Genomic DNA, 16,657 nt, shown 5'->3' with positions numbered 1-16,657 from the left:
CAGGGCCGATCCGCTCACCCCAGCACCGGTGCATCGCTGTCGGAGGGGGCGGGGTCGGGGAGGCGACGCATCCGGAGGGCGTTGCCGGCGCCGAGCAGCGCGGAGATCAACGGCACGAGCAGGGCGACCTGCAGGGCGATCGGCCGGGCGTCCGTGTTGATGCGGACGACCTCGGCGCGCACCTCGGGCGTCTCGGTGGCGAGCTGCTTCTGCAGCTGAGAGTTCGACATCACCTGCGCGTCCTCCTCGAGCGCCGCTGCGACCTGCTGCTTGTCGGCCGCGGGAAGCACGGTGCTGGCGTTCGTCATCGAGGTGAACGTGAACGCCAGGGTGGCCAGCATGATCGCGCCGGCGAACGCGAGCCCGAAGGAGAGCCCGAACGATCCGGCCGCGGAGTTGACGCCGGCGGCCTCGCTCACCCGCTCGTCGCTGATCGGCGACAGCGTGTAGTTGTTCAGCTGCGAGACCAGCAGACCGAGCCCGGCCCCGGAGATGACCAACGGCACGGTGAGATACCAGCCGTTCGTCGCGATCGGCACGATCGGCAGCAGGATGACGATGCCGGCCGCGGCGAGCAGGAAGCCCCACAGGATGAGATTCGCAGGACGACCCTTCGCCCTCCGGCCCGCCAACAGGGCGATGACGAACATGCTCAGGGACAGCGGCGCGATCGACAGGCCGGCCTGCAGCGCGTTGTACTCCAGCACCATCTGCAGATAGATCGGGAGCACGATCATCGTGCCGCCCAGCGAGACCTGTTGCAGGAGCTGCCCGCTCACGCCGGTGCGGAAGAGCCTCGACGAGAACAACGCGGGGTCGAGGAGGGTCGGCTTGCCGCGCCGACTTCGCGCCCGCAACCAGAACACCAGCCCGGTGAGCGCGGCGACGCCGACGACGATGAGGAGCAGGACGTACTGTCCGCCCTCCTGCCAGACCAGGATGCCGGTGACGATGCCGCCCATCCCGACCACCGACAGCAGCGCGCCGAACAGATCGATCGCGCGGTCGCCCGTGTACGGGACGTCCTTGACCAGCCCGATGCCCGCCAGCACGACGGCGATGATCAGCGCCTCGAGCAGGAAGCCGACGCGCCACGACAGGAACGTCGTGATGAAGCCGCCGAGCAGGGGGCCGACCGCGGCGGCGATGGCGGCCGATGCGCCGACGAGGGCGTAGACGCGCTTCTGCTGGTCGCCTTCGAAATTGCCGTGGATGAGCGACTGCATCGCGGGCAGCAGCAGGGAGGCGCCGATCCCGCCGACGAGCGCCCAGAAGATGATGACGGCCGAGAGGTTCTGGGCGAGCGTCATGGCGACGGCACCGACGGCGTAACCGAGCAGGCCGAGGACGTACGCGAGCTTGCGGCCGATCAGGTCGCCCGTCTTTCCGCCGATCAGGATGAACGCGGCCGAGACCAGCGCCTCCAGCGCGATCGCCCCCTGCACGCCGCTCACGGTGGTGTGCAGGTCGTGGACGACCGCCGAGATCGACACGTTCATCAGCGATGTGTCGACGACGAGGACGAACATCGCCATCGCGAGCAGGATCGCGAGACGTGAGTTGAAAGGCGCGGTCGCGCCCTCTGCGCCGCTCATGCGCTCACGGTTGCACACGACCCGGGGGTTTGGCGACGGCGGATTCACACCGTCCGCACAACCCGTCTCGCTAGCGTCGATGGCATGGATCCGGACCCCGCCCCGCTTCTCTCCACCCGCGCGATCGAGGCGCTGCAGAGCATCGATCCTGCGACGCTGAGCGAGGTGCAGGCGTTCCGCGAGGACTTCGCGCGGTTCATCATGCCGTACAAGTTCGGCATCGACGAGATCTCCACCAAGGTGTCCATCCTCCGCGAGGAGTTCGCCGAGCTGCACGAGTACAACCCGATCGAGCACATCTCCAGCCGCCTCAAGTCGGCCGAGAGCATCGAGCAAAAGGTGATCCGCAAGAACTGCGAGCCGTCGTTCGACGCGATCCGGGAGGCCATCACCGACATCGCCGGCGTGCGGATCGTCTGCTCCTTCGTCTCCGATGTCTACCGCGTTTTCGAACTGTTGACAGCGCAGGAGGACGTGCGGGTGCTGCGCGTCAAGGACTACATCGCGCACCCCAAGCCGAACGGCTACAAGAGCCTCCACGTCATCATCGAGGTGCCGGTGTTCCTCAGCGGCGGCCCGGTCGCGGTGCCGGTCGAGATCCAGCTGCGCACGGTCGCGATGGACTTCTGGGCGAGCCTCGAGCACAAGATCTACTACAAGTACGACGGGGAGGTGCCCGACGCGCTGCTGCGCGATCTCACCGCCGCAGCGGGAACCGCCGGCCAACTCGACATCACCATGGAGGACATCCACCGCCAGGTGCGCGGTGACGGCGGCGGCGTGCACTACGCGTTGCCGATCTCGGTGTAGTCCGGTCGCGTCGCCGCCTCGCATCCGGCGCCGCCTCCCGCGCCGCGCATGGAAGGATGGCGGGGTGAGCGACAGCGACGAACCTCTGAGTGAGCCGACGGCCGCGGAGTCCGAGACCCGGCAGGACGACACCGCCGAGGCGTTCCGCACCCGCCGTTCGCGCGCGCTCGTGATCATCCTGGTCATCGCGCTTCTCGTCGTGCTCGCCGACCAGCTCACCAAGCTCTGGGCGACCTCGGCGTTGACGGAAGGCGAGTACCACTCGCTGATCGGCACGCTCCTCGGGCTGCAGCTGACGTACAACTCGGGCGCCGCATTCTCGTTCCTGGTCGACGCGACGTGGGTGTTCACGATCGTCGCCGCGCTCGCCGTGGTCGCGCTGCTCTGGTTCTCGCGACTGGTCGGCGCGCGGTCCTGGGCGATCGCGTTCGGGCTGCTGCTCGGAGGCGCGATCACGCACCTCGGCGACCGGCTGTTCCGTGCACCCTCCTTCGGGCAGGGGCACGTCGTCGACTTCATCGCCTATGCGAACTGGTTCATCGGCAACGTCGCCGACATCGCCATCTTCTTCGGCGCCCTCCTCGCGCTCGTGCTCGCGGTCGCGGGGGTGCCGCTGCGCGGCGGCCCGCGCCGCTGACGCGCGCCCCGCCATCGCTTCCTCACTTCTTCACGCGACACGCCGGTCGCGACCGGGAGAAAGTGAGGAAGCGATGGCTGCGCGTCAGGGGTGGGCGGCGGTTGCGAGCCACTCGTCGAAGGTGGCGGTTCCGAGCTGAGCATCGGGACCGGGCAGGAGGGTGCCGTCGCGCAGGGCGCGGCCCCAGCGGCCGGGCAGCGGCAGGGCGAGCACTCGGGCGGCACGGCCGGTCGCGGCCAGGTAGCGGCGCACCAGCGTCGGCATGTCCTCCACCCGCGGGCCGGCGAGGTCGCGGCTCACTCCGGAGGGATCCGCGGTCGCGAGCTCGGCCAGGCGCACACCGACCTCCGCGGCGGCGACCGGCTGCGACCGCATCGCGGGCACGAGGTGGATGCCACCGCCGCGGGCGGCGAGCTGCGCGGCGAACTCGTGGAACTGGGTGGCCCGCAGGAGCGTCCACCCGGTGCCGCTCGCCATCACGGCCCGCTCCTGCGCGGCCTTGCCGGCGTAGTAGGCCGCGGGTGCGGCCTCCGCACCGATGATCGACAACGCGACGTGGTGCGGAACACCGGCGGCGCGCTCCGCCGTGAGCAACGCCCGGGTGACGGTCTCGAAGAACGCGGTCGACTTCGCCGCGCTCGTCGTCATGACCGAGGTGACGTCGACGACCGCCGCACAGCCGTCGAGCGTCCGCGCAAGGCGTTCCGCCTCGCGGTCGTCCGTGCCTGCGGCCAGCAGATCGACGCCCGCCGACCTGCTCAGCACGACGGGTTCGTGGCCGGACGCCCTGACGGCGTCCACGGTCTTCACACCGACCACGCCGGTACCTCCGGCCACCGCGACCCTCATCGTGCCGCCTCCGCCGAGAGTGCCGTGCGCGGGTCGGGACGCCGGGACGGCAGCACGAGCAGCACCCCCAGCAGCGCACTCGAGCCCAGCGACAGCAGCGTTCCGACACGGTCGACGACCGACCCTTCGAGGTGCGGTGCGTGGAAGCCGCGCGGTGGAGCTTGGGGCAGCGCGAAGCGGTGCGTGACCCCTGCGCCGAGGGAGCCTGCGACCGCGGTCACCACGATCATCAAGGCGCCGACATCGCGGATCAGATGCTCGTCGTAGGCGCCGGCGGTGTCGATCCAGTGCAGACCGAGACCGGGGAAGGACCGAGAGAACGAGTCGGGGGCTGCGTACGCCCAGAGACCGACGTAGAGGCCCAGCGCGGCCGCGAGGCCGAGCAGGGTGCGACGGAGTGGTGTGTTCATACCCTCAGGACGACGCAGCCGCCCGAAGTGTGAGGCCGACTGCCAGGATGGATGGGAGACCGGCGAGGAGGGTGCATGGGCGACGAGCACGACGACGCGGCGATCGCCGAGCGCCCGCACCTGCTGGCGCTGGGCTACCGGATGCTCGGCACCGTCGCCGACGCCGAGGACGCGGTGCAGGAGACCTACACCCGGTGGTTCGGAATGCCGGAAGCCGAGCGCGCCGAGATCGTCTCACCGCGCGGCTGGCTCACCCGCACCGCCGGCAGGGTCTGCCTCGACATGCTCGGCTCGGCGCGCGCGCGACGCGAGCGCTACGTGGGCGAGTGGCTGCCCGAGCCGGTGCCGGCCTACGCGTTCCCCCGGGCGTCCGCCCTGGCCGACACGGCCTCCGACCCGCTCGACCACGCCACGCTCGACGACTCGATCAGCACCGCCCTGCTGCTCGTCCTCGAGACGATGACTCCGGCCGAGCGCGTGGTGTTCGTGCTCCACGACGTCTTCGGCATGTCCTTCCCCGAGGTGGCCGACACCGTGGGGCGGAGCCCGGCGGCCTGCCGTCAGCTCGCCTCCTCCGCGCGCCGCCGCGTCGAGGAGGAGCGCGGCCGGGCAGCCCCGCCCGCGGAGCACGACAGCGTGGTGCGCGCATTCGCCTCGGCCGCAGCGGGCGGCGACCTCGGCGCGCTCGTGGCGCTGCTCGACCCCGAGGTCGTGCTGGTCTCCGACGGCGGAGGACGCGTCAGCGCCGCGCGCCGGCCGGTCGTCGGCGCCGACAACGTCGCGCGATTCCTGCTCGGGCTCGCGGCCAAGTTCCCGGAGTCGACCGCCGAGCTCGCGCCGACCGGCGACGGGCTCGCCGTGCTCGTGCGACTCGGCGACCGACTCGACAGCGTCGCGACGGTCGCCGTGGGCGACGGCGTGATCACCGGCATCCGGATGGTGCGGAACCCGGACAAGCTCACGCTGTGGTCGTGATGCCGGCACCCGCCGGGCGACGTACGATCAGCCCATGGCTTTCACCGGGTTCGACGAGGACGCCATCGCGTTCTACCGCGAGCTGACCCTGAACAACGAACGCGGGTTCTGGCTCGCGAACCGCGACCGCTACGAGACCAGGGTCGCCGGTCCGATGCACGAGCTGGCCGAAGAACTCGAGCCGCGCTTCGGGCCGGCCCGGCTGTTCCGCCCCTACCGCGACGTGCGATTCTCGCCGGACAAGTCGCCGTACAAGCTGCACGCGGCGCTGACCTTCGAACGCGGGGGCTACGTGCAGGTCTCGGCCGAAGGCGTTGCCGGCGGCGCGGGCGCCTACCACCTCGACAAGGAGCAGCTCGACAGGTACCGACGGGCCGTCGACGCACCACGCACCGGCGCCGAGCTCGAGGCGGCGCTCGCCGCCCTGCGCGCGAAGGATGTCGGTATCGAGATCCCGGAGGCGCTGAAGACCTCCCCGCGCGGCTTCGACGCCGGACATCCGCGCGCCGAACTGCTGCGCTACAAGGGAATCATCACCTGGGCGGACTGGGGCGTCCCCGACTGGTTCGCGACCCCCGAGGCCGCCGAGCGGATCGCCGCATTCCTCGACGACAGCGCGCCGCTGACCGCCTGGCTGCGCGCGAATGTGACCGGCGCGCCGGAGTGACGCCACGGGCGTTCACCGGGAGTTCCCCGCCACGCCCTACGCTGTCCCCATGACCAGCGACAGACCGACCGATGCCGGATCGGGCGGCGACGGCGACGCCCTCGCGACGGCGGCGGCGCCGCTCTTCGCCGACAGCTCGACCGACCGGCGTATCCCGCGCAGCTGGGTGACCGCGTGGGCGCTGTGGGATGCCGGCGGCGCCGCCTTCAACGCGGTCATCACGACCTTCGTCTTCACCGTCTATCTGACGACCGACTACTTCGTCTCGCCCGCCCTTCTCGCCGCGCAGGACGCGGAGAAGGACACCTCAGGGCCGGCGCACGACGCGGTGGCCGGCGCGATCGCCGACCTCTCCAGCGGACTCGCGTGGGGCATCGGGATCGCCGGCATCGTCGTGGCCGTGCTCGCACCGGTACTCGGGCGACGCACCGACGGGTCCGGCCGCCGCAAGCTGTGGCTCGGGATCAACAGCGGGGTGGTGGTGGTCGTCACCGCCCTGATGTTCTTCGTCGTCGGAGCGCCGTCGTTCTTCCTCTTCGGTGTCGTGCTCGTCGGCGTCGGGACGGTCTTCTACGAGATCGCGGTCGTGAGCTACAACGCCATGCTCGTGCAGGTCTCGACTCCCAAGACCGTCGGTCGGGTCAGCGGACTCGGCTGGGCCAGCGGGTACTTCGGAGGCATCCTGCTGCTGGTCATCGTGCTGTTCCTGCTGGCCAAGCTGAACGGCGACGGCACGGGCGGCCTGCTGCGTGTGACGACCGAGCAGGGTCTCAACTATCGGCTGGTGGCCGTCATCGCGGCGATCTGGATGCTCGCCCTGTCGATCCCGGTGCTCGTGCGCGTCCCCGAGGCGCCGGCGAACCGGCGGCTCCCGCGCGTCGGCTTCATCGCCTCCTACCGGCTGTTGTTCGGCGATATCGCCGGGCTGTGGCGGGACAGCCGCAACACCGTCCTGTTCCTCATCTCGTCCGCGCTGTTCCGCGACGGCCTGATCGGAGTGTTCACGTTCGGCGGGATCCTCGCCAAGGGGACGTTCGGCTTCTCGCAGGAGGATGTGATCTACTTCGCGATCGCGGCCAACGTGGTCGCGGGCATCAGCACGATCCTGTCCGGAAGATTCGACGACCGGTTCGGCGCCAAGCCGGTGATCGTCACCGCGCTGGTCGGGCTCGTCATCGCCGGACTCGCCGTGTTCTTCCTGCACGACGCCGGCGCGATCGCCTTCTGGGTGTTCGGCCTCATCCTCTGCCTGTTCGTCGGCCCTGCCCAGTCGGCGAGCCGCACGTTCCTCGCCCGGGTCACTCCCGCCGGGCGCGAAGGCGAGGTGTTCGGCCTCTACGCGACCTGCGGACGAGCGGTGTCGTTCGTCGCTCCGCTGCTGTTCGCCACGTTCGTCGCCGTCGGCGGAGCGCAGTACTGGGGCATCCTCGGGATCGTGCTGGTGCTGCTGGTCGGCCTGTTGCTCCTGATTCCGGTGCGTGCGCCGCGGGAGGCACGGGAGGCGGCGGCGAAGTAGCGTCCCAGAGAGGTCAGCGCGGCCAGGCGCGTACGAACCGGTCGAAGAGCTCGGCGAAGGTGCGTGCCTCCTCCGGGGTGAAGGAGGCCAGCGCGGCCTCGACGGCCGACCGGCGGTGATCCTGCACCTCGCCGAGCTGGGACCGGCCGGCCGCCGTGAGCTGGAGGAGCGCGCGCCGGGCGTCAGCGGGATCGGGAACGCGGCGCACGAGGCCGCGCTCGACACCCTCCTGCACCAGCCGGCTCGCGCGCGGCTGATCGACACCGATGGCTGACGCGAGCGAGCTGACGGAGAGCTGACGGTCCTCCGCCTCGGCGGCAGCCAGCGCCTCCAGCATGCGGAAGCGCGCGATGCGGCCGAGGGATCCGTCGCGCCCGCGCCGACCCGGTCCCGGCCGGGCCGAGTCGCCGACGGGGCCGGGGAAGCCGCCCCACGGGCCGCGCGGTCCCCAGCCGTGGGTGCTGTCGTGGCCGTTCTCGCCGTGAGGGTGATCGCCACGGGTGCTCTCTCCTCGGCTGCTCTCGCCGTGGGCGTGATCGCCGTGCGAACGGTCGCCGTGGTTGTGGTCACCGTGGTTCTGGTCACCGTGGTTGTGGTCGCTGGGGCCGCGATCGCCGTGATGCCCGGGATAGGCGCCCTGTCCCCACGGGCCTTGGGCGCCCCAGGGACCTTGTCCGCCCGGAAAGCCCTGCGGTCTGCGGCGCGACTGGTCGCGGCGCACCGCCACCAGGGAGCGCTCGATCAGCGCCACGATGTCCGCTTGCGGCGAACCGCTCAGCTCTTGACGATCCTCACCCATGCATGTAACTATACATTTACTTGTAAGAGTACATAGAAAATGAAGGGGGTCTCCGATGACGAACATCGACGACTCGAACACCACGCCGCCGGGCTACTGGTTCGGCGAGCTGAACGGGCGCCTCCGCGACCAGATGCGCGACGAACTCCACGACCTCGACCTCGGGCGCCGCGGGTGGCGTATCCTGCACACGCTGGCCGACGGTCCCGCCACCGCGGAGGAACTGGCCACCGCACTGCCCCGCCACGGCCGACGCGGCCACACGGGCCGGCCCGACCGTGATGGACGGCGCGACGGGCCCGGCGCCGACCGGCGGGGCGCGGAGCGCGACGGGACCCGCGGCGCCGACTCGGACGCTGCGTCCGCGCGGCGCGAATGGCGCGGGCGCCCGGACTGGATGCGCCGCGAATGGGAGCGCCGCCAAGAGATGTACCGCGCGTGGATGGAGCACGACAGGGAGCACCCGCATCCCGACCCGCACGAGCATGAGCACGTGCATGAGCACGAGCACGAGCACGACGAGCAGGAGCACGAGCACCACCAGGACGAGCACGTGCATGAGCACCACCAGGACGAGCACGTGCGCGAGCACCACGAGCACGACCACGGCGCGGAGCACGACGGACACCACGACCACGACCACGGACACCACGACCACGACCACCACGACCACGGCCCGCACTCCGGCGGCCACGGCGCGCAGCAGGCGTTCGAGCGCGGCTTCGAGCGCGGCTTCGTCCGCGGTTTCGACCGCGGGACGCCGTTCGGCCCCGGACCGTTCCGACCGGGCGGGTTCGGACCGGGCGGATTCGGGCCGGGGTTCGGCCGGTTCGGGCACGGTCCGTTCGGCCAGGCGCACGGCTACAGTGACGGCTTCGCCTCCGCCCACCGCCACGGACACCCGCCCTTCGGGCGCCGCGGCGGTTGCGGCGACCACGTCCGCGCCGGCGTCGACCGCGTCCTCGCCGACTTCGTCGAGCGCGGCTGGGTCTGGTTCGACGGAGACGCGGCGACGCTGACCGATGAGGGACGCGCCGCCCACGACGCAGCCTTCGAACGGATTCGCGCGCTCCGCGCCTCCGTCTCCGAGGGCATCGACCCGGCCGACCTGGCCACGACCCTGGCCACTCTCGAGGCCATGGCCCGCAATCTCGGCTGGACGCCGCCCACCGAGGAGGCCGCGGATGACGACACGGGGAGCGGCGAAGGCTCGAGCGCCGAGACCCGGAGCGACGACCCGGCCACCGACTGAACACGTGGGGCGGCACCGCACCGGCGCCGCCCCGCGGTTCCCCCTGCGCGTCGTCGGTCCACCTGTCCCCGCATGGACTCGCGCACCGGCCAGCGGTAGGACAGCCGAGCCTAGGATGGTCACATGACGCCACCCCGCGAAGAGGTCGTGCTGCTCGCCGACGACGGCACCCCGGTCGGGACCGCGGACAAGGCGACCGTGCACACGGCGCACACGCCCCTCCACCTGGCGTTCTCGTGCCACCTCTTCGACGGGGAGGGCCGCGTCCTGGTGACGAGGCGAGCGCTCGGCAAGGCGACCTGGCCCGGCGTCTGGACGAACTCGTTCTGCGGGCACCCCGCCCCCGGCGAGACGATGGAGGACGCGATCGCCCGGCGCGCGGCCGACGAGCTCGGGACGAGCGTCGAGAACCTCGTCGTCGCGCTCCCCGACTTCCGGTATCGCGCGACCGACGCCGCGGGCATCGTCGAGTACGAGGTCTGCCCGGTCTACACGGCGACGATCGCCGGCGCGCTCGACCCGGTCGCTTCCGAGGTCGCCGAGTGGGAGTGGGTGGATCCGCGGGTGCTGCTGGCGGCGGTCGACGCAACGCCCTGGGCGTTCAGCCCCTGGCTGACACTGCAGCTTCCCGCTCTCTACGCGGACGACGCATCCGAAGCTTCAGGCCAGCTGTGAGTCGCGCTCATTATTTTCCACCTGTGTAATCAACTGTGGATAACTGGCACCGACGTATGCCGCGAACCGAATCCGTTCGCGCCCGAAGCAGCTAACCGGGGTAGCAGTTGCGCACCCGCACCCGCACCCGCAGATCCCGCCGAAGGGCGTCAGCCGGTGCGCGTCGCGTGGATGTGCTGCTCGAGCCACCAGGTGCGGCCCTCGTCGTTCGAGACCCAGCCGTCCCAGTCGAACGTGTCGTCGGTGATGTTCGAGAAGTTCCACCGGATCGGGCGACCATCGGTCTGCGTGCCGTCCTGGCGGATCCCATCACGTCGGTGCGGTGTCGCGACGAGAGTGCAGAAGTCACCGGCCGCCGCTCCGAACCAGCTCACCCGCCACGCGCCGAGCGTCGGGTCGTAGACGCGGACCGTCGAACCGCGCCCGTCGACGAGGCTCGGGTCTCCGGCGTCGCGAGCGACGAGCACGTCCTGCACCGCGCGACCGCCGAGCGTGTACGCGAACACCCATTCCGCGACGGACTCCCGCCACTCCCCCGTCGCCTCGTCGAGGAAGCGCCCGTCGGTGCGCCAGCTGCCGACCAGCCGGCCGAAGAGCTGCATCCGCTGCGGCCGCTCCGGCGTCGGTCCGGGCGAGATCAGGGCACGCGCGAAGAGAGAATCGGTCGACTCGCTCATGGGCAGCCCTCGGCTCTCGGGATCAGCTGGTCGGCCGACCGGCGTCGTTCGCCGAGACGTCGGTGCGGTGGAAGTTGAGGTAGGAGCGCGATGCCGTCGGCCCGCGCTGCCCCTGGTAGCGGGAGCTGTACTCGGCCGACCCGTACGGGCGCTCGGCCGGTGACGTCAGCCGGAAGAAGCACATCTGCCCGATCTTCATGCCCGGCCACAGCTTGATCGGCAGCGTCGCGACGTTGCTCAGTTCGAGAGTGACGTGGCCGGAGAAGCCGGGATCGATGAAGCCGGCCGTGGAGTGCGTGAGCAGCCCGAGCCTGCCGAGGGAGCTCTTGCCCTCGAGTCGCGCGGCGACGTCGTCCGGAAGGCTGACCAGCTCGAACGTCGACCCCAGGACGAACTCGCCCGGGTGCAGGATGAACGGCTGGTCGGGGTCGACCTCGACGAACCGGGTCAGCTCGGGCTGGTCCTCCGACGGGTCGATGAACGGGTACTTGTGGTTGTCGAACAGGCGGAAGAAGCGGTCCAACCGCACATCGATGCTCGACGGCTGCACCATCGCCGGCTCGTACGGCTCCAGCGCGATGCGCCCGGCACCCAGCTCGGCCTTGATATCACGATCGGAGAGAAGCACGCGCCCAGCCTATCGGGTGCGAAGCCGTGGCCGGCCGCGCCGCCGCAGCCGTCGGAGGCGTGACATAGCCTGGGGGAATGAGCACCACCGTCCGGGCGTCCACCGTCCGCATCCGACCGGCCGCCGACAGCGAGTACGCCGCGATCGGCGAGCTCACGTACGCGGCGTACTCGAACGACTACACCGACCTCTCCGACAACTACCGGCACCAGTTGCGGCACCCGGAGGCTCTCCTCGGCGCGTACGACTTCTTCGTGGCGGAGGACGAGGCGACGGGCGGGCTCGTCGGCACCATCGCCGTGCTGCGCGCCGGGCACGACCAGCAGGGGCGTATCGCGCCGCACGAGCTGTACTTCCGCCTCCTGGCCACGCACCCGTCAGCACGCGGGCGCGGCATCGGCGCCGACCTGACCCGGTTCGCGATGGCGGAGGCGCGCCGCCGCGGGCAGCGCGCCGTCGTGCTGAACAGCGGGCCCGAGATGCTGGGAGCACACGCCCTCTACCGCAAGCTGGGTTTCAGCAGGCGATCGGATCGGGAGGACGTGATCGTGCTCCCCGACGGCCGCGAGCTGGAGCTGCTGACGTTCGTGCTCGATCTGGAGGAGTGAGGGCGCGTCCGCCCGCGAGCTCAGTCGGCGACCGCCGAGCGCTGCCGCACCAGGGCACCCGCCCCGATGGCGATGTACAGCGCCGCGGACGCGACGAACCCGACCGACATGAGGAAGGACAGCCACCCGCTGCCCGTGAACATCGTCCCGACCCCCACCAGGAAGGTGGCGATGATCGCGATGAACGCCCAGAGCGCCGCGCGCTGCGACGCCTCCGCTCTCCGCGCGGTCGTCCAGACCCGCACGGCCACGATGATGAGCCCGATCCCGACGAGCCCGTGGAGTCCCAGGAGGATCCCCGCGACGACCCGAGCGGCACCTTCGTTCTCCTCCGGGCTGCCGACGAGGTTCGCCCCCATCCCGAGGAGGAACTGCACGGCGAGCGCGCTGAGGGCCTCCCTGGAACGGCGGACCAGGTCGGCGGACGAGTTCGCGAGCGTGGACATCGACGTCCCCTTTCAGTCGGCGGCGCGTTCCCGGGTCGGTCGCGCCGCATAGCCCCATTGTGTTCGCGTGCGGACGCTGTGTCATGCGGTGGGTGGAGTAGATCCGCGTACTCTCCCCGGAGTAGACGCTGCGCCGGCTGAGCGCCGGCCCGGACCTCGCCCGCGGCCGCAGCACGGGTGAAGACGGCGTTGATCGGCTTGGCGATCCGGGCGAAGAGCAGCAGCCAGACGAGCAGGAGCAGGAATGCCGTGGCCGGCGGCAGCCCCGCGAGCGGAGGGCCGCCGAGGAACGCCAGCACGACGGTCGCCGCCGTGAGGATCGTCCCGGCGATGCCGATGACCGAGAACCTCCGGTCCCCGTAGTAGTGGCCGCGGCCGACGATCCGAGATCGCGGAGAGCGAGGGGTGGCCGGCCGTGACCGTGCGCCGGCTCGCCGACGCCATCGGCGTCAGCCAGCCGATCCTCTACCGGCACTTCCCGGGAGGCCGCGACGACATCGTCGGCCGCGTCGTCGTCGACGGCTATGCAGAACTGGCCGAGGCGATGGCGGCCTCCGACGACGGCCTCGCCACACTGCCGGGGCTGATCGGCGCCTACCTCGACTTCGCGCGGACGCATCCCGCCGTGTACGAGGCGATGGCCTCGGCCCGTAGCAGCATCGTGTTCGCGTCCGCGGAGACTCCGGCCATCCTCCGCCGGGGCTTCGCGCTGCTGGAGCAGGTCGTCGGCGGATCGGACGCGCGCGAGCGCGCGGTGCGCGCGGAACTCCTCTGGAGCACCTTGCACGGCATCAGCCAGCTCGACGCTCACGGCCGCCTCGACGCCGTCCTCGACGGCCTGCGGGAGGAGGCGGTCGCGGCGCTGTTCGCTCGGGACGCGTGAGGAATCCCTCGCTCCGCGCCTCCTGCGAATCCGGTCAACCCCTTGCGCTCACGCACGGACAGGCATTGCATCCCCAACAGGAACGTCGAGGCGACAAGGAAGGCAGGGACATGACCGTCAAGCTCAACCGGAAGGCCCTCGAGCACGCCCGCACCCTCGTGGAGAAGGGCACCGTCGTCCACGACGCGCGCGACGACTGGAGCGAGGACGCGCCGAGCGCGGACGACGAGAACGCCTTCATCGAGAAGCACGGCTGGGACGCGTACGCGCTCTGGCATCTCGGCGAGGACGCGGAGGCGAGCGAGGAGACGAAGGGGAGGTTCAGCTTCCCCTACGGCGATTTCGCCACGGTCCACCGCTGCGCCGTCATCTCGCTCGAGAGCCGCGCGGCCCAGAACGACCACGACGACATCGCGAAGGCGAGCAAGAAGCTCCTCGAGCAGATCGACGCGGGCTGACCCCGTCCGCCGTCCGGGCCGCGGGTGAGGCCGGGCGCACCGGTACGCGCATCCCTGGCCGTGTCAACGGGTGTGAGGATCGCGGCGGCTGCGGTTCAGTGGCGCACGAGACCACGAGCGAAGGACGGATCATGACCGGACGCGACAGCCACCACCCCGACCCCGACGACCTGCCCGACGGGACCGGCACCCACTCCGAGGAGCCCGACGACGGCGCGGACACCGCCTCGGGCGGCGGTGCGGACGACCGCTGAGGGCGCCACCGCGAAAGCGGACTCCGACGCACACCTGCGAGCTGCCCGAGACGCAGGTTCCGGTTCGGGGCCGCGACCGATGGGGAAGAATCCTGGTCATGCCGTATCGCACCCTGGCGCCCGGGCAGACCGCGCGCATCCACGTCCACGACGTCGAGACCGGCGAGGATGTCGTCGTCCACGAGGACGCGAAGACACTCTTCGAGGCCCCCAACTGGTCCATCGACGGGCGATCCCTGCTCGTCAACGGTGACGGAGAACTCTGGTCGCTGCCACCGGAGCAGGGATGGGCGCCCGAGCGCGTCCGCTTCCGCGGGCTGCCCGCCATCAACAACGATCACGTGCTCGACCCTGCCGGCAGTCAGGTCTTCCTGTCCGCCGACGACGGTCACATCTATCGCGGACCCCTCTCCGGTGGCGAGGCCTCGCGGGTCACGACCGAGGACGGCGTCTGGCACTTCCTCCACGGGATCTCCCCGGACGGCCTGACCCTCGCGTATGTTCACCTGCGCTCGTTCGACGAGCCGGGCCTCCTCGGCGTCGTGGGGAGCGATGGAACCGGCACGACGATCGTCGACACCGGACCGGGCCACATCGACGGTCCCGAGTGGTCGCCCGACGGCCGGTGGATCTACTTCAACACGGAGCGATGGGCGGACCGCCCGGGTCACGCCCAGCTCGCCCGCATCCCCAGTGGTGGCGGGGAGACGGAGCGTCTCCTCGAATCCGGGACGGTGGACTGGTTCCCGCACCTCTCGCCGGACGGCCGCCGCGCGGTGTACCTGGAGTTCCCCGCCGGGACAGTCGGGCATCCCGCCGACCTCCCTGTCACGATGGTCGTCGTCGACGTGGCGGACTGGAGCAGCCCGCTCGAACGCATCGCCGTGCCCGGCGGGCAGGGGACGATCAACGTCAACAGCTGGGCTCCCGACTCGCGCCGGTTCGCGTACGTGTCGTACCCCATCGGCTGAGCCTCTCGCCGCGCATCGCTGTCGTCTCGGTCACCGGTCCGGCATACGCTGTCGCCATGCACCGCGCGAGGCGGGGATCCGACGACCGCGGGCGTGCTCGCCTGGGAGCGATCGCGCTCGGCGGCCTCTTGCTGCTCGCGGGATGCACGGTGTCAGCGCCCGCCGAGCACGCCAGCTCGGCGACGACGTCCCGGCCGTCGCCGACCCGCCCGTCGCCGACGGGCTCCGGAACCCCCGTCACCGTTCCGATCCCGGGCATCACAGCCTGGTCGTCGTACCACGCCGACGCGTCGCGGACCGGTGCCGTGGGAGCAGGAGCCTCCCTGGCGTCGCTCACCCGAGCCTGGTCCGCCGACCTCGGCGGCGCGGTGTTCGGTCAGCCCGTCGTCGCCGACGGTCGCGTGATCGCCGCCACCGAGACGAACCGGGTGGTCGCGCTCGATCCGGCGACCGGGAACGTCGTGTGGTCGGTGTCCCTGGGCGATCCGCTGACGGATGTCGGCGCGGTCGCGGGCTGCGGGGACATCGACCCGCTGGGTGTCACCAGCACGCCGGCCGTCGACGCCGCCAGCGGGACGGTGTTCGTGGTCGGCGAGGTGAGCACAGGCGCAGGCGCGGTGCACCACCAGCTGGAGGGCGTCAGTGTCAGCACGGGCAGGGTCGTGCTCTCGGAGCCGGTCGATCCACCGCTTCCCGTGGGCGAGAACCCCGTCCACCTGCTGCAACGCGCGTCGCTCGCCGTGGCCGACGGACGGGTCTACATCTCCTACGGAGGCAACTACGGCGACTGCGGCGACTACCACGGCTGGGTCGTCGGGGTGAACGAGACAGGCGCGCCGGACCTCGTCGCCTTCGAGTCGGCGCCGGACGGCCACGGTGGCGCGATCTGGCAGGGCGGCGGTGCGCCCGCGATCGACTCGGCGGGCGATCTCTACGTGTCGACCGGCAACTCCAACCCGGACCCGCCGGCGGGCGGCCCCGACCCGGTCCGGTACGCGGAGAGCGTGGTCAAGCTGTCGAGCGACTTGAAGCCGCTCGCCGTCTTCACCGACCGATCGGCGGGAGGCGACGACGACCTCGGTACGGGCAACCCGGTGCTGCTGGCCGGCGGACTGCTGTTCGTCGCGGGGAAGACCGACGTCGGCTTCATCCTCCGCCAATCCGATCTGTCGCAGGTCGCCGGCATCGACGGGCTCTGCGGCAGCGATCCCGACGGCGGCGCGGCGTACGACCGCGCTGCGAACCGCCTGTTCGTCCCCTGCAGCGACGGCGGGATCCAGGCCGTCGACCTCGGCGGTGACCGGCGTGGCCCACTGCTCTCGGGCGCGAACGGCGCTCCGATCGTCGTCGGTGGAACGGTCTGGGCGGTGCAGTACCCGGACGGCACGGTCACCCAGTTCGACGCCTCCACCGGAGCCCGGCTGCAGCGACAGACCGTCGGCGTTGCCGTCCCGCATTTCGCGAGTCCGAGCAGGGCGCTCGGGCTGTTGCTCATCGGCACGGACACGGGGGTCGTGGCGTTCCGCGGCGGCGGGTGACGGGAGGGC

The 16,657-nt window shown here is 71.1% G+C and carries 20 protein-coding genes; 13 read left to right on the top strand and 7 right to left on the bottom strand.

The genetic code is table 11. The features are described from left to right. Positions 1–14 precede the first annotated feature (14 nt). A complete protein-coding gene (locus KNO15_RS10625; protein ID WP_241703693.1) occupies positions 15–1,595 on the bottom strand; it encodes an MFS transporter in 1,581 nt (526 codons plus the stop codon). A gap of 84 nt (positions 1,596–1,679) precedes the next feature. On the opposite strand from KNO15_RS10625, the gene KNO15_RS10620 reads away from it, so the two are divergent. After that, positions 1,680–2,405: a GTP pyrophosphokinase gene (locus KNO15_RS10620; RefSeq protein ID WP_241703692.1), complete on the top strand. Its 726-nt coding sequence runs from the start codon at positions 1,680–1,682 to the stop codon at positions 2,403–2,405. 64 nt (positions 2,406–2,469) lie between these two features. Further along, entirely contained in the window at positions 2,470–3,042 is a 573-nt protein-coding gene (locus tag KNO15_RS10615) for a signal peptidase II (protein WP_241703691.1), read from the top strand. Positions 3,043–3,126: 84 nt separating this feature from the next. Here the strand turns inward: KNO15_RS10615 and KNO15_RS10610 are convergent, their stop codons facing one another. Continuing rightward, positions 3,127–3,891, bottom strand: a complete 765-nt coding sequence (locus KNO15_RS10610) for an SDR family oxidoreductase (protein ID WP_241703690.1) — start codon at positions 3,889–3,891, stop codon at positions 3,127–3,129. Continuing rightward, complete coding sequence (locus KNO15_RS10605) at positions 3,888–4,301, bottom strand: hypothetical protein (protein WP_241703689.1); 414 nt, start codon at positions 4,299–4,301, stop codon at positions 3,888–3,890. Before KNO15_RS10605 ends, KNO15_RS10610 begins: the two co-directional genes overlap by 4 nt. 75 nt (positions 4,302–4,376) lie before the next feature. Between KNO15_RS10605 and sigJ the strand changes: the two genes are divergently transcribed. Genes sigJ through KNO15_RS10590 form a run of 3 tightly spaced genes read left to right on the top strand, consistent with a single transcriptional unit; the run spans position 4,377 to position 7,459 of the window. Continuing rightward, a complete protein-coding gene (gene sigJ / locus KNO15_RS10600; protein ID WP_241703688.1) occupies positions 4,377–5,276 on the top strand; it encodes an RNA polymerase sigma factor SigJ in 900 nt (299 codons plus the stop codon). A gap of 34 nt (positions 5,277–5,310) precedes the next feature. Continuing rightward, on the top strand, positions 5,311–5,943 hold the full coding sequence (locus tag KNO15_RS10595; RefSeq protein WP_241703687.1) for a DUF2461 domain-containing protein: 633 nt from the start codon (positions 5,311–5,313) through the stop codon (positions 5,941–5,943). 49 nt (positions 5,944–5,992) lie between these two features. After that, positions 5,993–7,459, top strand: a complete 1,467-nt coding sequence (locus tag KNO15_RS10590; protein ID WP_241703686.1) for an MFS transporter — start codon at positions 5,993–5,995, stop codon at positions 7,457–7,459. A gap of 13 nt (positions 7,460–7,472) precedes the next feature. Here the strand turns inward: KNO15_RS10590 and KNO15_RS10585 are convergent, their stop codons facing one another. Continuing rightward, positions 7,473–8,258, bottom strand: coding sequence for a MarR family transcriptional regulator (locus tag KNO15_RS10585; RefSeq protein ID WP_241703685.1), 786 nt, complete (start codon positions 8,256–8,258; stop codon positions 7,473–7,475). Between the two features lie 55 nt (positions 8,259–8,313). Here KNO15_RS10585 and KNO15_RS10580 point away from each other — a divergent pair, with 55 nt between their 5' ends. Both KNO15_RS10580 and idi read left to right on the top strand, forming a co-directional pair. Further along, positions 8,314–9,510 (top strand): hypothetical protein, encoded by a 1,197-nt coding sequence (locus KNO15_RS10580; protein WP_241703684.1) that lies wholly within the window; start codon positions 8,314–8,316, stop codon positions 9,508–9,510. A 123-nt stretch (positions 9,511–9,633) separates the two neighbouring features. Then, on the top strand, positions 9,634–10,185 hold the full coding sequence (gene idi, locus KNO15_RS10575) for an isopentenyl-diphosphate Delta-isomerase (RefSeq protein ID WP_241703683.1): 552 nt from the start codon (positions 9,634–9,636) through the stop codon (positions 10,183–10,185). A 149-nt stretch (positions 10,186–10,334) separates the two neighbouring features. Here idi and KNO15_RS10570 read toward each other — a convergent pair whose 3' ends face one another. Continuing rightward, a complete protein-coding gene (locus KNO15_RS10570; RefSeq protein WP_241703682.1) occupies positions 10,335–10,862 on the bottom strand; it encodes a hypothetical protein in 528 nt (175 codons plus the stop codon). 22 nt (positions 10,863–10,884) lie between these two features. Continuing rightward, positions 10,885–11,490, bottom strand: a complete 606-nt coding sequence (gene dcd, locus KNO15_RS10565) for a dCTP deaminase (protein ID WP_241703681.1) — start codon at positions 11,488–11,490, stop codon at positions 10,885–10,887. A 77-nt stretch (positions 11,491–11,567) separates the two neighbouring features. On the opposite strand from dcd, the gene KNO15_RS10560 reads away from it, so the two are divergent. Further along, complete coding sequence (locus tag KNO15_RS10560) at positions 11,568–12,098, top strand: GNAT family N-acetyltransferase (protein WP_241703680.1); 531 nt, start codon at positions 11,568–11,570, stop codon at positions 12,096–12,098. Positions 12,099–12,118: 20 nt separating this feature from the next. On the opposite strand, the gene KNO15_RS10555 is transcribed toward KNO15_RS10560, so the two are convergent. Then, positions 12,119–12,544 (bottom strand): hypothetical protein, encoded by a 426-nt coding sequence (locus tag KNO15_RS10555; RefSeq protein WP_241703679.1) that lies wholly within the window; start codon positions 12,542–12,544, stop codon positions 12,119–12,121. 388 nt (positions 12,545–12,932) lie between these two features. On the opposite strand from KNO15_RS10555, the gene KNO15_RS22860 reads away from it, so the two are divergent. The 5 genes from KNO15_RS22860 (at position 12,933) to KNO15_RS10535 (ending at position 16,648) form a co-directional block, all read left to right on the top strand. Further along, positions 12,933–13,427 (top strand): TetR/AcrR family transcriptional regulator, encoded by a 495-nt coding sequence (locus KNO15_RS22860; protein ID WP_308220437.1) that lies wholly within the window; start codon positions 12,933–12,935, stop codon positions 13,425–13,427. 110 nt (positions 13,428–13,537) lie between these two features. Next, a complete protein-coding gene (locus tag KNO15_RS10545; RefSeq protein ID WP_241703677.1) occupies positions 13,538–13,885 on the top strand; it encodes a hypothetical protein in 348 nt (115 codons plus the stop codon). A 131-nt stretch (positions 13,886–14,016) separates the two neighbouring features. Continuing rightward, the gene (locus KNO15_RS23125; RefSeq protein ID WP_278046499.1) at positions 14,017–14,139 is read left to right on the top strand and encodes a hypothetical protein; all 123 of its coding nucleotides are present in this window, start codon (positions 14,017–14,019) and stop codon (positions 14,137–14,139) included. Between the two features lie 98 nt (positions 14,140–14,237). Then, entirely contained in the window at positions 14,238–15,110 is an 873-nt protein-coding gene (locus tag KNO15_RS10540; protein WP_241703676.1) for a TolB family protein, read from the top strand. A gap of 56 nt (positions 15,111–15,166) precedes the next feature. After that, complete coding sequence (locus KNO15_RS10535; RefSeq protein WP_241703675.1) at positions 15,167–16,648, top strand: outer membrane protein assembly factor BamB family protein; 1,482 nt, start codon at positions 15,167–15,169, stop codon at positions 16,646–16,648. Positions 16,649–16,657 lie beyond the last annotated feature (9 nt).

Source organism: Leifsonia shinshuensis, assembly GCF_022606355.1.
Taxonomy (GTDB): domain Bacteria; phylum Actinomycetota; class Actinomycetes; order Actinomycetales; family Microbacteriaceae; genus Leifsonia; species Leifsonia shinshuensis_B.
Note: the sequence above shows the minus strand (reverse complement) of the source record. Positions and strands in the feature narration are given on the sequence as shown.

Coding starts and splice junctions, on each gene's coding strand:
- sigJ (WP_241703688.1), top strand. CDS start 4,377: ATGGGCGACGAGCACGACGACGCGGCGATCGCCGAGCGCCCGCACCTG.
- KNO15_RS10560 (WP_241703680.1), top strand. CDS start 11,568: ATGAGCACCACCGTCCGGGCGTCCACCGTCCGCATCCGACCGGCCGCC.
- KNO15_RS10620 (WP_241703692.1), top strand. CDS start 1,680: ATGGATCCGGACCCCGCCCCGCTTCTCTCCACCCGCGCGATCGAGGCG.
- KNO15_RS10570 (WP_241703682.1), bottom strand. CDS start 10,862: ATGAGCGAGTCGACCGATTCTCTCTTCGCGCGTGCCCTGATCTCGCCC.
- KNO15_RS10585 (WP_241703685.1), bottom strand. CDS start 8,258: ATGGGTGAGGATCGTCAAGAGCTGAGCGGTTCGCCGCAAGCGGACATC.
- KNO15_RS10590 (WP_241703686.1), top strand. CDS start 5,993: ATGACCAGCGACAGACCGACCGATGCCGGATCGGGCGGCGACGGCGAC.
- KNO15_RS10605 (WP_241703689.1), bottom strand. CDS start 4,301: ATGAACACACCACTCCGTCGCACCCTGCTCGGCCTCGCGGCCGCGCTG.
- KNO15_RS10555 (WP_241703679.1), bottom strand. CDS start 12,544: ATGTCCACGCTCGCGAACTCGTCCGCCGACCTGGTCCGCCGTTCCAGG.
- KNO15_RS10595 (WP_241703687.1), top strand. CDS start 5,311: ATGGCTTTCACCGGGTTCGACGAGGACGCCATCGCGTTCTACCGCGAG.
- KNO15_RS10545 (WP_241703677.1), top strand. CDS start 13,538: ATGACCGTCAAGCTCAACCGGAAGGCCCTCGAGCACGCCCGCACCCTC.
- KNO15_RS23125 (WP_278046499.1), top strand. CDS start 14,017: ATGACCGGACGCGACAGCCACCACCCCGACCCCGACGACCTGCCCGAC.
- KNO15_RS10540 (WP_241703676.1), top strand. CDS start 14,238: ATGCCGTATCGCACCCTGGCGCCCGGGCAGACCGCGCGCATCCACGTC.
- KNO15_RS10535 (WP_241703675.1), top strand. CDS start 15,167: ATGCACCGCGCGAGGCGGGGATCCGACGACCGCGGGCGTGCTCGCCTG.
- KNO15_RS10625 (WP_241703693.1), bottom strand. CDS start 1,595: ATGAGCGGCGCAGAGGGCGCGACCGCGCCTTTCAACTCACGTCTCGCG.
- idi (WP_241703683.1), top strand. CDS start 9,634: ATGACGCCACCCCGCGAAGAGGTCGTGCTGCTCGCCGACGACGGCACC.
- KNO15_RS10580 (WP_241703684.1), top strand. CDS start 8,314: ATGACGAACATCGACGACTCGAACACCACGCCGCCGGGCTACTGGTTC.
- KNO15_RS10610 (WP_241703690.1), bottom strand. CDS start 3,891: ATGAGGGTCGCGGTGGCCGGAGGTACCGGCGTGGTCGGTGTGAAGACC.